At 60.1% G+C, this 14,149-nt stretch carries 13 protein-coding genes; 9 read left to right on the top strand and 4 right to left on the bottom strand.

Annotated features, from left to right (window positions below; translation table 11 throughout):
• The first annotated feature begins 47 nt into the window (after nt 1-47).
• Nucleotides 48-1,379: a lyase family protein gene (locus ABRP86_RS05795; RefSeq protein ID WP_349862993.1), complete on the top strand. Its 1,332-nt coding sequence runs from the start codon at nt 48-50 to the stop codon at nt 1,377-1,379.
• A 53-nt stretch (nt 1,380-1,432) separates the two neighbouring features.
• On the opposite strand, the gene ABRP86_RS05800 is transcribed toward ABRP86_RS05795, so the two are convergent.
• Together ABRP86_RS05800 and ABRP86_RS05805 are read right to left on the bottom strand one after the other, a co-directional pair.
• Nucleotides 1,433-2,158 (bottom strand): SAF domain-containing protein, encoded by a 726-nt coding sequence (locus tag ABRP86_RS05800; RefSeq protein ID WP_349862995.1) that lies wholly within the window; start codon nt 2,156-2,158, stop codon nt 1,433-1,435.
• Nucleotides 2,159-2,199: 41 nt separating this feature from the next.
• A complete protein-coding gene (locus ABRP86_RS05805; RefSeq protein ID WP_349862997.1) occupies nt 2,200-2,781 on the bottom strand; it encodes a 5-formyltetrahydrofolate cyclo-ligase in 582 nt (193 codons plus the stop codon).
• A 68-nt stretch (nt 2,782-2,849) separates the two neighbouring features.
• On the opposite strand from ABRP86_RS05805, the gene ABRP86_RS05810 reads away from it, so the two are divergent.
• From ABRP86_RS05810 to sepX, 4 genes are all read left to right on the top strand, one after another.
• Entirely contained in the window at nt 2,850-3,776 is a 927-nt protein-coding gene (locus ABRP86_RS05810) for a UTP--glucose-1-phosphate uridylyltransferase (RefSeq protein ID WP_034659306.1), read from the top strand.
• A 75-nt stretch (nt 3,777-3,851) separates the two neighbouring features.
• Nucleotides 3,852-5,186 carry a molybdotransferase-like divisome protein Glp gene (gene glp, locus ABRP86_RS05815; RefSeq protein WP_023025986.1) on the top strand — a complete coding sequence of 445 codons (1,335 nt, stop codon included), beginning with the start codon at nt 3,852-3,854 and terminating at the stop codon, nt 5,184-5,186.
• A complete protein-coding gene (locus tag ABRP86_RS05820; protein ID WP_023025989.1) occupies nt 5,186-5,896 on the top strand; it encodes a GNAT family N-acetyltransferase in 711 nt (236 codons plus the stop codon). The genes glp and ABRP86_RS05820 overlap by 1 nt, the downstream gene beginning before the upstream one ends.
• Before the next feature lie 157 nt (nt 5,897-6,053).
• Complete coding sequence (sepX, locus tag ABRP86_RS05825) at nt 6,054-7,508, top strand: divisome protein SepX/GlpR (RefSeq protein WP_349863000.1); 1,455 nt, start codon at nt 6,054-6,056, stop codon at nt 7,506-7,508.
• Here the strand turns inward: sepX and ABRP86_RS05830 are convergent, their stop codons facing one another.
• The gene (locus ABRP86_RS05830; RefSeq protein WP_349863002.1) at nt 7,509-8,168 is read right to left on the bottom strand and encodes a DNA-3-methyladenine glycosylase I; all 660 of its coding nucleotides are present in this window, start codon (nt 8,166-8,168) and stop codon (nt 7,509-7,511) included.
• Nucleotides 8,169-8,340: 172 nt separating this feature from the next.
• On the opposite strand from ABRP86_RS05830, the gene ABRP86_RS05835 reads away from it, so the two are divergent.
• Together ABRP86_RS05835 and ABRP86_RS05840 are read left to right on the top strand one after the other, a co-directional pair.
• Complete coding sequence (locus ABRP86_RS05835) at nt 8,341-8,754, top strand: DoxX family protein (protein WP_005279936.1); 414 nt, start codon at nt 8,341-8,343, stop codon at nt 8,752-8,754.
• Nucleotides 8,741-9,442 carry a zf-HC2 domain-containing protein gene (locus ABRP86_RS05840; RefSeq protein ID WP_349863004.1) on the top strand — a complete coding sequence of 234 codons (702 nt, stop codon included), beginning with the start codon at nt 8,741-8,743 and terminating at the stop codon, nt 9,440-9,442. The genes ABRP86_RS05835 and ABRP86_RS05840 overlap by 14 nt, the downstream gene beginning before the upstream one ends.
• 20 nt (nt 9,443-9,462) lie before the next feature.
• Here ABRP86_RS05840 and pmt read toward each other — a convergent pair whose 3' ends face one another.
• Entirely contained in the window at nt 9,463-11,088 is a 1,626-nt protein-coding gene (gene pmt, locus ABRP86_RS05845) for a protein O-mannosyltransferase (protein WP_502880304.1), read from the bottom strand.
• 24 nt (nt 11,089-11,112) lie between these two features.
• Between pmt and rsmI the strand changes: the two genes are divergently transcribed.
• Both rsmI and ABRP86_RS05855 read left to right on the top strand, forming a co-directional pair.
• Nucleotides 11,113-11,961 carry a 16S rRNA (cytidine(1402)-2'-O)-methyltransferase gene (rsmI, locus tag ABRP86_RS05850; RefSeq protein WP_023026000.1) on the top strand — a complete coding sequence of 283 codons (849 nt, stop codon included), beginning with the start codon at nt 11,113-11,115 and terminating at the stop codon, nt 11,959-11,961.
• A gap of 282 nt (nt 11,962-12,243) precedes the next feature.
• Nucleotides 12,244-14,100 (top strand): BCCT family transporter, encoded by a 1,857-nt coding sequence (locus ABRP86_RS05855; RefSeq protein ID WP_349863006.1) that lies wholly within the window; start codon nt 12,244-12,246, stop codon nt 14,098-14,100.
• Nucleotides 14,101-14,149: the final 49 nt, after the last annotated feature.

Here is a 14,149-nt window from a genome sequence, read left to right on the forward strand (position 1 = left end):
CACGTTCTGGGGTCACAACCTACATCTGAAAAAGTAAGGAATTTATCATGGGAATCGGCGCACTGAACTCGTCTTTTCAGAAGAAAGGCTATGTCACAGCGGACATGGAAGCCCACTGGGAAGAAGCACAACTTATCCGGAAGATTTTCGCTGTTGAAGCGGCAATGGCGCGGACGCAGGGACACATGGGAATCATCCCGCAGGAGGCTGCCGAGGCGATCTCAGATAATGCAGTCGCCAGTGATGAGCTGATTGAAAAAGCCCAAAGCGGCGGGGTTGGCAATCCTTCGGTCGCTGTCCTAGATGCGCTGCGGGAGGCGGTTCCGGAAGACCAACGCGGTTGGGTCCATTTCGGGGCGACGACTCAAGATATTTTGGATACCGCGCGGGCCCTGCAGATCAAGGCAGCGACTGACCTAATACTGGAACGCCTGAACGCTGTGATTGCAGCTACCGCCAAACTTGCTCACGAGCATGCCACGACGTTAATGGTTGCGCGCACCAATGGGCAGTATGCATTGCCGACGACACTGGGTACGCGCTTCGCGCGGTGGAATGCGGAACTGCGCCGGAGCAGGGAACGCTTGGAAGCGATGCGCGAGCGCACGGAACAGATTCAATTTACCGGTGCTGTAGGCACGCTGGCGTCCTTTGGAGAACAAGGCCCTGAGTTAAGTCGGCGCCTTGCCAAAGAATTGGAACTGGTTTATCAACCGGTTTCTTGGCATGCGAGCTCGGATACAATGACAGAGCTTGTGACGACCGTGGCTACCTTGGGGCAAAGTCTGGCCAAGATTGCAGAGGATCTCTTCGCTATGCAGCAATCCGATTTGGTCGAGGCCCGCGAGGAGATGGATGCACATACTTCCGGTTCGTCCACCATGCCGCAAAAACTTAATCCCTTTGCCACAATGAAAATTTCCGTGGGAGCCAGCATGGCTTGTGGCATGGCGGCAAACATGCTCACGCAAGCGCCGGCCACCTTTGAACGCGACCACCGCCAATCCGAGATCCACCGCAACCTGATTCCACAAATCTTTGTTGCCGTCGATGGAGCGCTGGAAAAGTTGGGCCAGCTCTTTCCTCGCTTGCGTTTTGATGCACAAGCATTAGAAGACAATGTAAAAAGCGCGGGTGTCTCATTGATGACTGAAGGGATCATGATGGAGTTGGCTCCGCATATTGGTCATAGTGCCGCACACGACGCTCTTCAGGAATTCGCCCGAGAAAATAGAGAGAACGGTACCAGCCTGGAAGAGTTTTGCGCGGCCCACTCTAAGCTTGCAGGTGTTTCGGAAAAGCTGGACTTTGATGCCTTGACAAACCCAGCCAATTACATCGGCCAAGCTGTTGAAATCGCGAAATCGGCGAAGGAATAGATCAGGAATAAGTACTGCAAAGACCACCACTACGCAAAAGGTTCAGGCTGTCTTTAAGTAGCAGCATCTGCGTCATCGACGGCTTGGGGCTGGGCGCGATCGCCCACGATGACCACGGTCAGCGGTTGGTTTAAAGAGGCCGCGGCCACGTCATTGGCATGCTCATTAGGAAGTGCGAGCAAGACGGTGGCAGAAGAAACTTCGCCCTCCGCGGTGGTGGTGGAGACCACCCGGGCGCCGGAGGCGATGACGCGGGCGGTCGCGGGCTGGGAATCGGTGGCATTGCTTGCCGTGACGATGTCGACGGTATCGCCGTGCTGTAGGTGGGGAATGATGTCTGGATCGGCAAGTTTTACAGGGATCATGCGGCCAGAGCTGCCTCCCGCAGAATCCTCCGATCCCGAGTTCGCGACGAGGCTAGACACCAACTCTTGGCCTAGGAGCCGCTTGCTGGTGACTACCTCACCCTTGCCCGCGGCGGCGGTGATGATGCGGCCGGCGAGGTCGGAGGGGGCATCGGCAAGCGCGCTGCTAGGTATGGAAGAAGAAGGCAGGCGCTCGAGGGAAACATCGGAGGCGGAAAGCTCCGCGCCGGCGGGCAGATCGTGGCTAAAGACCAGCACCTGCGGCAGTTCCTTCGCCCTGGAAATCGCGGAAACCAGCGCGGCAACGAGCAGGACCAGCGCGATGACGCGGCGCACGAGCACGCCGCGGCGGTGGCCAGGGGTGCGAAGAGTGCGAAAGAATTGAGAGATTCGCGGTGACGGAGAATGAGCCATGCACAATTAGACTGCGCTACCGCCTGCACGGTTCCCTGCGTTTAGGAAGAAAAGCGGTGGATTCCTGCGGCGGTAACCACGGCCTCGACGCGGCGATCGTGGGATGTGGCCGGGATAGAGTCAAGGAACTCGGTAGGGTAGACCATGGCGAGTACCGCGGGGTGGTTGCGCGGAACCCGGGAAAGCGCGCGGTCGTAGTAGCCGCCGCCCTTGCCCAGGCGGTTTCCGGCCGCATCGATGGCCATGGCGGGGGCCAAAATCAGATCGCAACCGCACAGCACGCGGCTATCAAAACGCGGGCCAGCCGGCTCAGAAATACCCAACTGACCAGGCTGCATGCTGTGCGGGCCCTTGTAATCTGCCCAGTTCAAAACGCCATTGCCGCAGGTGATGGGCAATAAAACGCGGTCGACGCGGCGGGAAAGCCACGGGATGAAATCCGCCCCGCCTGGTTCTGTGCCCAGCGGCCAATAGGCAGCGACGCTCGATACGCCGGAAAGCTCGGGCTCTAACTGCTCGCGCAGGGCAGTGGTCCATTCCGCGCGCTCATCTGCGGTGAGGCTGCGGCGCGCGCGAAGCAGGCGGGTGCGGAGTTGAGCTTTGATGTCGCTGGAAGAAGGCATAAATAAATAATAGCGTCCGTGGCGTAGCGCTACACAGGAAAATCGTGCGCCGTTGTACCCTAAGATCCATGGCTAATGAACGCGAAGATTCCGCCTCCGGAATCACCACGGTTGTAGTTCCAGCGGCTGGCATGGGCACCCGCTTTCTGCCCGCCACGAAAACCGTCCCCAAAGAATTGCTGCCCGTTGTGGATACTCCCGGCATTGAATTGATTGCTGAGGAGGCAGCTTCAGTGGGCGCGCGCCGGCTTGCGGTCATTACCGCACCTGAAAAGCAAGAAGTAATGCGCCATTTTGCGGAGTTTCCAGATCTGGTAGAAACCTTAGATTCCCGCGGCAAGGATGAGCAGGTGGCCAAGGTCAACCGCGCTCACCAGCTCATTGAGCCCATCGCGGTAGAGCAAGAAAAGCCCTTGGGCTTGGGTCATGCCGTGGGGCTGGCGGAAGAAGTCTTGGCAGAAGATGAGGACTCCTTTGCCGTCATGCTGCCGGATGACATCGTATTGCCGGCCACCGTTATGGCGGATATGGCGCGTGTTCGCGCCGAGCTCGGCGGCAGCGTGCTGTGCGCGTTTGCGGTGCCGCAGGAGCAGACGTTTAATTACGGCGTTTTTGACGTAGAAGATACTGACGCGCCGGGCGTGAAAAAGGTCGTCGGCATGGTGGAAAAGCCGGACCCAGAGGACGCGCCGTCCAACCTGGTTGCTACTGGGCGCTACCTTTTGGATCGCAAGATTTTTGATGCGCTGCGCCGGATCGAACCGGGCAAGGGTGGCGAATTGCAGCTGACCGATGCCATCGAGTTGCTCATTGAAGAAGGCGAGCCCGTCCACGTGGTGGTCCACGAGGGTAAGCGCCACGATTTGGGCAACCCCGGTGGCTATATCCCGGCCAACGTGGACTTTGGCCTGCGCGATGAAAAATACGGCCCAGCGCTGTATAAAGCTATTAAACAAATCATGTCCGATTTCGAGGCGGAACAAGGCCTTAACTAATTACCTTGCACCGCGCGCACGTGCGTTTAGGGCAGCAAGGTAAAAGGGCAATAAGAAAGGGCGGGCAGAGACCGTATGCGTTCAGTTGATGACCAGTTGGCGCTGGTTACTGATGCGGCGACGACCCCGGAGCCGGTGCGGATGAGCATTTCTAATGCACTGGGGTTAATGTGCGCCGAGCAGGTGCAGGCCAATCAGCCTTTACCGGGCTTTCCCCAGGCGGCCATCGATGGGTATGCGGTTCGCGCCGTTGATATCGGTGGCGAGCGCGGGTTGAAGGTTCGGCGCCCGAAGAATCAGGACCAAGAAGGCAGCGAGGGTGAGGATGCCCCCGAGCAGGCCGATGACGCCGCCGCGCAGCCCGCCCCACCAGAGGTTGAGCGTTCCTTGCCCGTGGTGGGCGAGGTGCCGGCCGGCTCGAAGCAGCCGTTGCGTTTGCAGCCCAAGCAAGCCGTGCGGGTCTATACGGGCGCGCCCTTGCCCACGCTTGCCGATGCCGTCCTACCCCTCGAGTGGACCGACCGCGGCCGCAAGCGCATCACGGCGCACAGGACGGTGCGCTCGGGCGACTTCGTCCGCCGCGTGGGCGATGATATCCAGCCCGGCGATGTCGCTGTGTCCTCCGGCACCGTCCTTGGCCCAGCGCAGATTGGCTTATTGGCCGCGGTGGGCCGCTCCAAAGTGCTGGTCTATCCGCGCCCGCGCGTGACCATCGTGTCCTTTGGCCGCGAGCTCGTTGATGTGGATAAGGAACCGGGCCTAGGCCAAGTCTTTGATGTGAACTCTTACTCCTTGGCCGCCGCCGCAAAAGAAGCGGGGGCGGACGTGGTCCGCGTAGGCATTGCCGAAGGCGAGCCGCGCCGCATCCGGGAAGTGCTAGAAACCCACATCACGCGCAGCGAGGCCCTCGTGATTACCGGTGCCGTTGGTGGCGCCGGTGCCGAACAGATCCGGGAGATTTTGGCGGAAATCGGCGATATCGATACCTCCCGCGTGGCCATGCACCCAGGATCCGTGCAAGGCTTTGGGCTAGTAGGAGATGAGCGCATCCCTACATTCCTTCTTCCTTCGAACCCGGTTTCGTCGCTGGTTATTTTCGAAATCTATATTCGTCCCTTGATTCGCCTGGCTTTGGGCAAGCGCAATGCCCACCGCCGAGTGGTGCGTGCCCGCGCACTGAACCACATTGATTCCCGCCCCGGACGCCGTGGCTTCATCCGCGCCCGCTTGATGCGCGATGCCGAGACCGCAGATTATTTGGTCGAGGGCCTTGGCGGAGCGACCGGTGCGCCGGCGCACCTTCTGGCGGGACTGTCCGAAGCCAATGCCATGATCCGCGTCCCTGAGGAAGTCACCGAGATTCGCCCGGGCGATGTCGTTGATGTCTTATTCCTTACCCAGCGCAGCTAATGCTTGACCCTTTCGGTACCGCTGCGGCGAAGCTGCGCCATCCAGTTACTGGGCCCACAGATGATCTGCACCCCGGTTGGCCAGAAGCGACGCCGACGGTGCAGCTTCCTGCCTCGGGGACACTGCCGTCTGGCGGACGATTGCGGCTGCGGCCTTTGCTGCGCTCGGATGGTCCCGAATGGCGGCGCCAGCGCATTGAGGACGAACCCTTGCTCCGGCCGGTAGAGCCGACCCAGGCGACCACTTGGGCAGCGGCCCATAGCTCGCAGGCCTGGTGGAATTACCTCATGTTTCTGCGCAACTCCGCGCGCGATGCGCAGGTAGTCCCCCTAGCCATTGAGCTCGAGGGAAAGTTCGCCGGCCAGGTAACACTAGGCAATATCCAGCACGGCAGCATCCAGGACTGTTGGATTGGCTATTGGGTTTATTCCGCCGTGCAGGGCGCGGGCGTTGCCACCGCGGCCACGGCCTTGGGCGTGGACCATGCCTTTGGGCGGGTAGGCCTGCACCGAGTGACCGCAACCTACTTGGAACAAAACCCCGCCTCCGGGCGCGTGCTGGAGGCCAACGGTTTTCGCTCCGAGGGATTTTTGCGCCGCAACCTGCATATCGATGGCGCCTGGCGGGATCACCATTTCGTGGCCCTAGTCAAGGAAGATTTTGCATCCACAGCGGTTGAGCGGCTGCGCCAAGCTGGGCGTTTGGTGTGAAAAGCATCCTTAATTCCGGGGAATGCTTTCTCAGTTTTCACATAAGCAACAACATTGTAATTTACGGCTTCTGTGGCCCCTAAAGTGCGGTTTTAGCGATTACAGTGGAGTAATCATATGCACCCCAAGGGAAGGTCCTTAAGTCGTGTCCACAGCTGTGCCAGTTATTGCAATCATCGTGGTGTGGCTCTTCGTGCTCGCGCCGTGGCTACTGGGCAGGAGCAATCGCCCGATGAGCCATACCGGCGAGGCCTTTGAGGATACCCGCGTGCTCTTTTCTGGTGATTCCGGCAATGTTGCCGGCCGCCGCCGCCCCCGCTTGCGGGCCGATGACGTCCACCGCAGTGCCGCGGATGAAGACCAAGACTACGAGGTCGTACCCGCTGCCGCTGAGGACCCAGACCGCGAAGCAGACGTCGAAGACGTGTTGATCGATGAAGAGGCAGAGGACCGCGCTTCCCGTGGACAGTCACGGACCATTGCCGGTGCTGCCCGCCGCGCCCGGGCGCAACCCTTTGGCGTGGGTGGTCGCGGATTCCGCTCCGCCGCCCATGAGGGCGAGGCAGACGCTCACGAGGAGCACGCCACCCCGGCGGAGGAGACGGCAGAGACCATCGAGGGTGAAGTCATTGAGGAATCCGCGGTTCCAGCCGCTGCCGCTGATACCACCGATGCGACCAATGCCACCACTCCCGCCGATAGCGCGCGTACGTCTAGGGACTCCGACGATGCAGATGTGAACACGGACGATGTCGATGATGTCTTGCTCGATGATGACGAGCGCGCCGGCGAGGAAGCAGGCGGTGCAAAGCGCAAGGGCCGCCGCGGCGATGTGGTTGCCAATTCCACCGAGTCCTTCACCGCGCCGGTGGCAGCGGACATTGCCGAGGACGCGTATGCCTACGACGAGACCTATACTTCCCCGGTTGACCTGATGTATCCGGGCGCGGTTGATCCCGCCCCAGTCATTGATGCAGAAGAAGCAGATACCGCAGAAACCGACTCCGCAGAGTCTGAATCCGAAGGTGCAGCAGAGGAATCGGCGGAAGCAGATGAGTACGGCGCCCGTGGCGCTGAGGACGCGGCGCTGAATACAGACCTTTCTGAGGACGAGGTGGCATTTGCTCAGCGGCGCCTTGGCCGCGGTGGTTGGGACCCAGTAGCGGAAAAGGAGAAGTCCGCTACCCGCTACCAGCGCCGCCAGCGCACGCTCATCGGCCTAGCCATCGCAGTGGTCCTCACCGTGGCCCTGGGCATTGTGGCCGGTGGATGGACTTGGTGGCTGGCAGGCATCGTCGGCATCCTGACTGGGACCTACCTGGTGGCGCTGCGCGCGCAAGTCCGGCAAGAACAAGCACTTTTGCGCCGCCGGGTAAAGCACCTGCGCCGGGCGCGGTTGGGCGTTCACAATACCGATGATGAGGCGTTGAAGATCCCCCGCAACCTGCGCCGCCCGGGTGCGGTCGTCGTCGAAATCGATGATGAAAGCCCCGACTTTGAGCACCTTCCCTTAAGCTACAGCGATGATGAGGACGGCGACTTTGATGGCCCGCACGCCGGGCCCGATGGGGTAGGGCGCCGCGATGACCTGGCCGCTCGCCGCGCGGGTTAATTAGACAGCTTCTCCCTCGCTTCCGTGGAGTTTTTCGGTTTCCTCCGGCCATACGCCGGAGGTAGCCCGGCGGTGGGAGCCCAAGAGATGGGTATCGACCATCCCTATTGCCTCCATGAGCGCAAAGCAGGTCACCGGCCCCACGAACTTAAAACCGGCCTTTTTCAATTCCCGCGACATGGCCTGCGATTCTGGGCTCTTGTTCGGAATATCCTCCATGACCTCGGGGTAGATATTTTCTGTGGGCTGAAAGCTCCAAATGAAATCCGCTAAGCCACCCTCTTCGCGCAGTTTAATGGTGGCCTTCGCATTATTAATGGTGGCGCGGATCTTGGTTTCGTTGCGGATAATGGTGGCATCGGCAAGCAAGTGCTCCACCTCGGCCTCGCCGAATTCCGCGACCTTTTCCGGATCGAAGTGGCAAAAGGCCTTGCGGAAGGCGGGGCGCTTTTTTAATACCACGGCCCAAGACAGCCCAGACTGGAAGGACTCCAGGCTCAGGCGCTCAAAAAGGCCGGCCTCGTCCCTAATGGGAAGGCCCCATTCGGTGTCGTAATAATCCGTCAATAGCGACGACGTCACGGCCCACGGCGTGCGGGCTACTCCGTGCTCGTCATAGGCCAGCGGGGTGCGTTCTTCGGTGGTGGTGTCAGTGTCCATGGATGGTTCTCCTATTGGTGTGTTGTGCCTATTTTCCTTGTCTTTCTCCATTGAAGCAGCGTTTGCGGGTGGGATGCAGCGTGTACCTCGCTAGATGGTGAAATTGCGAGCTCAGGGCGTGGGGCGGCGGTGTCTTCGCGTTGGGGTGGGCATTCGATGTAGTCTATTGACCATGAATAGACCTGCCGTTCGTGATGCCGCGTTGCTGCTTTTTCGGTTGGTCCTCGGGCTCATCTTTATTGCGCACGGCGTGGACAAGATGTTCATGGACGGAATGGATGAGACGGTGGGGCAGTTTTCTGCCCTCGGCATCCCGCAGCCACAGATAGCCGGTTATGCCGCCGCAATCGGGGAGATGGTGGGTGGCGCCTTCCTCGTCATTGGTTTGTTAACCACCTTTGCCGCTGCGGCGCTGGCCGTGGACATGGTGGGCGCGCTGTACTTCGTGCACTGGGGAAATGGCCTCTTTGCCGGCGACGGTGGCATCGAGTACCCCTTGGTGCTGTGCATGTCCCTCATAATGATCGTTATTTTTGGTTCTGGCCGGGCGAGCTTGGATAGGGCGTTAAGCAATGTTGACGCATAGCCAAGTGCAAGCGGCGATTTCCGCCCAGCTGGATGGCGAAGAAGCGGAGCTTTCCGCAGACGTCATCGACGCCCACCTAGAACACTGCGCGGAGTGCCGAGCGTTTCGCGATAAGGCAGCGGCGCTATCGCGTTCCTTAAGTTTCGTGGAACCGGCGGATTCCGGCATGTCGCCGCCGACGGATCTTTCTGAGGTGATCCTCGCCGGGGTAGAACCGGAGTGGAAGCGGGCATCGAGCGCCAGGCAGGCCAACCTCACGGTGGCACGCAGTGCCTTGGTAGTCATGGGACTCGTTTTTGCGGTGTGGGCCATCGTACAAGTGGTGCGTGCCTCCGGCCTAGTGCCGCTGGGCACAGAGGGTTCGGTGCTGGACCCTGCGGCCGATCCAGACCGCGCCAACCTGCTGATGGAAGGCGCGGCCGTGCGCTTTGGCATGGCGTGTGGCCTGCTGTGGAGCGCCTGGCGCCCAGCCTCTGTGACCGGGCTTTTCCCGGTATCCGCCACGATGTTTGCATTTCTTTTTGGCTTTGGCGTGCGCGATATTGCGCTCGGCACCGTCACCATGGAACAGGTCTATTTGCTCATCGCTACCGCGCTGTCGACCATTAGTCTGGCCTGGGCGTGGGCTGCCGAGAAGGGCTACCTGGTGCGCGCGTGGTGGAAATCCTTGAACGCGCAGCCGCACTAAGGCGAACGGGTTTCTGCCACCTATTTCCAGCTGGGCAGCCACATCATGGATTGATACCAAGACTCCGGGATGATGAAGCCGTATAAGATGGGCGCGAAGTAGAAGAACATTGCGACCACCAGCGCGAGGTAGCAGGCGGCTGCAAACGTTCCCCGCCGCATCGACCCGCCAGCGATGCGCCTAATCCACCGCCACCTGATGGGCTTACCGCGTCCGACCATTTGGCCTAGCGTGAGGGCGAGAAGCACGATGACAAACGGGATAAACGCGGTGGCATAAAAGAAGTACATCTGCCGGTCAAAGGCCGCCAGCCACGGGAGAAATCCGGCCGCAAAGCCCACGAGGGGAATGAGGAAGGCGCGGTTGCGGCGGATGATAAGCGACCACAGCCCCCAAAGTACTGCGGGGACTACCAGCCACCAGATCGCCGGGGTGCCAAAGAGGTAGAGCATCTTGCGGCATTCGCCACCGCCGCTGCATTCCAGGTCCGTACTTGAGTAATACAAAATGGGCCGAGTCCCGGCCAGCCATGCCCACGGCTTGGAATCCCACGGGTGGTGGTGGCCACCAGAAGAGGTCAAGCTGGCGTGAAAATCCAATACGGAGGAGTGGTAATAAAACCAGCCGGCCACAGGCTCCGGTAAGTGCATGAGCCAAGAGTCTTCCCCGATGGTCCCATCCACCTTGGCGTGCCGGTAGACCGCGGTCTCTGAGGCAAACCACGCGCGCCAGCTCCACACATAAATCATTATTGGCACGGCTACTAGGGAGGCAAGTGCCGCGGGCGTATCGCGAATGAGCGTGCCCACAATATAGCGGCGAATGCCATACTTGCGGCGCAGCGCGAGGTCACTAAAGACGCAGAGCAGGCCGAAAAACATGATGTAGTACAGCCCAGACCATTTCACGGCAAGTGATAGGCCTAAAAAGACTCCGGCGGTAAAGCGCCACCACCGGAAGCCAAAGCGTGGCCCGAATGGGGAGGTGCCCATCCCACCGCTCAACAGGGCGTGGTGGAGGCGCACGCGCATCTGCTGATGATCGCGGGCTAGTGCCCACGCTGCGGCCACGATGAAAAAGACCTGGAAGATATCCAGCATGCCGAATTTCGCAGAAACCAAGAGGACGCCATCGCAGACGGCCAGAATGCCGGCAAAGGTGGCCACTTGCCAGGAAAAGGACAACCGACGGGCCAGCGCCATGGTCATCAGCACGGTGCCGACGCCGAAGAGGGCCGTCATCAAGCGCCAGCCCAGCGGGGTATAACCAAAGACCCATTCCGAAATGGCAATGATCTGCTTGCCCAGCGGCGGGTGAACCACGAGCCCAAAGCCCGGGTTGGTCTCGATGCCGCCGATGAATAAGTTATCCCAGCTTTTGACCATGTCCCAGGCCTGGGGAACGTAGTGCTTTTCATCGAAGACAGGTGTGCCCTGTGATACCGGCGCGGTAAGGCCCACGAACCGCGTGATCAGTGCGAGAACGGCGATGATGCCGGTGCTTATCCAATCGGCCTTGCCCCACGTGTAGGTGCGCGGTGCCGGCGGCATCACGCGGTTATGCGGGGTGCGCGGTGAGCTAGAGGGGGCAGCGGTAGCAATAGTCACGAAAAAGAGTTTAGGCGACGAGCCTGCGCGCGGGTGCATAGGAGAATGTGGAATGCTAGAGGCATGTCAGCTTTAGGTCTGGAACCACTTCCGCGCGGCGTCATTCTTGCCGCCACGCCCTTGGGAAATGTCGGTGATACCTCGGCGCGCCTGATGCAGGCATTGGCGCATGCTGATGTCATCGCTGCCGAAGATACCCGCCGCGTGCGCAACCTGGCGCAGGCCCTGGGCATCGAGATTTCCGGTACCGTGGTGTCCAACTTCGACCACAATGAGCAGGCGCGTGCGCAGCAGCTTATCGATGCCGCCCAGCACGGCACCGTCCTCGTGGTCACCGACGCCGGCATGCCGATTATTTCCGATCCAGGCCTGTCTCTAGTGGCCGCGGCCGCCGAACGCGATATTCCCGTGACGTGTTTCCCAGGCCCCTCGGCGGTGCCTACGGCGCTCGCCCTCTCTGGCCTGGGCGTGGGCCACTTCCTCTTTGATGCATTTCCGCCGCGCAAGCCCGGCCCGCGAAAGGCGTGGCTGGAATCGCTGCGCAATGAAAAGCGCGCCATCGTATTTTTTGAATCGCCCCACCGCATCGCCGAGACGCTTGCCGATGCCACCCAGGTTCTCGGCGGCGATCGCCCCGCCGCGGTATGCCGCGAGCTGACCAAGACGTATGAGGAGGTGCGCCGCGGCCCGCTAGCTGAGCTGGCCGAGTGGGCGAGCGAGGGAGTCAAGGGCGAAATTACCGTGGTCATCGAAGGCGGAACCGGCGCTGCCGTGACCGCCGCTGACCTTGTCCCGCAGGCCTTGGAGTTGGCCGCGGCCGGCATGCGCTTGAAGGACGCGTGCAAGCAGGCCGCCAAGGGGACTGGGGTATCCAATCGGGAGTTATACGATGCCGCTTTGGATGCCCGCTGACTGCCCGCTAGTTGAGCACTTGTTGAATCGTACGCAGGTTATTTCTATGCGCTGTATAAACGGTCACAATTGGTCGTGCTAACAGTAGGTTTCACGCTTCTATATGTGTTATCGAATCGTTATCTTGCTCGGGCGTGTGGCGCCTAAAAGCCGTCTACGTGGGGATATGCGGCTTATAAGTGTGCAGGAAGCATTAAGGAAATGCTCAAAAATGTGCATAAGCTGGGGTTTTGGTAACAAAACGGTTTGAAAAATTGGGGGCATAACACCACTGTAGAGAGCATGACTAATACTGAAAATAACGGCACTGGCGTGCCCGAAGAAGGGAAGGGGCCCAGCGAAGCGCCTGCTGGGACCACTTCTACTGCTTCGAGCGAGCAGCCGATTGAGGATTATCAAACGGTAGAAGAGGCACTGGATGAACAGACGGCGACGAGCCAGATCCAGGACATGATCAACTCTGAGGGGTTCCACCCCGAAGAGTATGACGACCCGGAAATCGAAGTTGCTGCGGACCGCGATAATATCCCGATTGACTGGACCATCATGGGTATTGCGGGTGTTCTCGTTGCCGCCATCGTTATCTGGGGCCTTGCCGCCCCGGATAACTTCGCCGACTTTTCTTCCGCGGCCCTGACGTGGGTCGTCGATAAGTTCGGTTGGGCTTACGTGCTCTTTGGCACCGTCTTCGTGGCCTTCGTGATCTTTATTGCTTCCTCCAAGTTTGGCTCCATCAAGTTGGGCCACATTAACGAGGAACCGGAGTTTTCCACGCCTTCGTGGATCGCCATGATGTTCGCTGCGGGTATGGGCATTGGCCTCATGTTCTACGGTGCTTCCGAGCCGCTGGCGAACTACCGCGACGGTACGCCCGGCCGAGGAACGGAAAACGTGGGCTCATCCATGGCCTACGCCATGTTCCACTGGACGCTGCACCCCTGGGCTGTTTACGCCATTGTTGGTTTGGCCATCGCGTACTCGACCTACCGCATCGGCCGCAAGCAGCTGCTAAGTCAGACCTTCGTGCCGCTCATCGGTGAGCGCCGCGCCAACGGCGGATTGGGCAAGTTCATTGACATCCTGTCCATCTTCGCCACCGTCTTCGGTACCGCTTGTTCCCTGGGCTTGGGCGCGCTGCAGATTCAGGCAGGCCTGGAAGCTTCCGGCATCATCGATAACCCAACCCAGTCCGTGGTTATCGGCATTGTCTTGGTCTTGACCCTGGCCTTCTTGCTGTCCGCACTTTCCGGTGTGGGCAAGGGTATTCAGTACGTGTCCAATGCCAACATGGTCTTGGCTGCGGTGCTGGCCATCTTCGTCTTCATCTTGGGCCCAACCGTGACCATCCTGAACCAGATTCCGGGATCCATCGGTAACTACTTCAACTACTTCACCGAGATGATCGGCCGTACCGCAGAGTCCGAGAACGGTACCGCCGGTGAGTGGCTGTCTGGCTACACCATCTTCTACTGGGCATGGTGGGTCTCCTGGTCCCCATTCGTGGGCATGTTCTTGGCGCGCATTTCCCGCGGCCGCTCCGTCCGCGAGTTCTGCTTGGGCGTCCTGCTCATCCCAGCCGGCGTTTCCACCCTGTGGTTCGCCATCTTCGGCGGCACCGCAATCCACATGGAGCAAAACGGCGAATCCATCACCGGCGAATCCGCCGAGGTAGAGCTGTTTAACCTCCTGCACAACCTGCCTGGTGGCTTCATTGCCGGCGTTGTCGCCGTCATCTTGCTGGCCACCTTCTTCATTACCTCCGCGGACTCCGCGTCCACCGTGATGGGTTCGATGACACAAAATGGTGCCGCAACCGCGAAGCCGTGGCTATCCGCCCTGTGGGGTGCTCTGACCGCAGCCGTTGGTTTGACCCTGCTCTTGGTTAATGAGGATGCACTGTCCAACCTGCAGAACGTCACCATCGTGGCGGCGCTGCCGTTCTTGTTCATCGTCATTGGCTTGATGTTCGCCATCTACAAGGACTTGAGCCAGGACATCATTTACCTTGAGTACCGCGAGGCGCAACAGTTCCAGCGCAAGATGGCCCGCGAACGCCGCTTGCACCGCGACTACCAGCGCACGCAGGAGCTCAAGAAGCGCCGCAACGAGCGTTTGAAGAACCCGATGAAGCGCAAGTAGATTAAGTATCTACCGCTTTCGGTAGTAGCGCCCGCCGCTTTCCCAAACT

The organism is Corynebacterium sp. KPL3927, from assembly GCF_040225835.1.
Taxonomy (GTDB): domain Bacteria; phylum Actinomycetota; class Actinomycetes; order Mycobacteriales; family Mycobacteriaceae; genus Corynebacterium.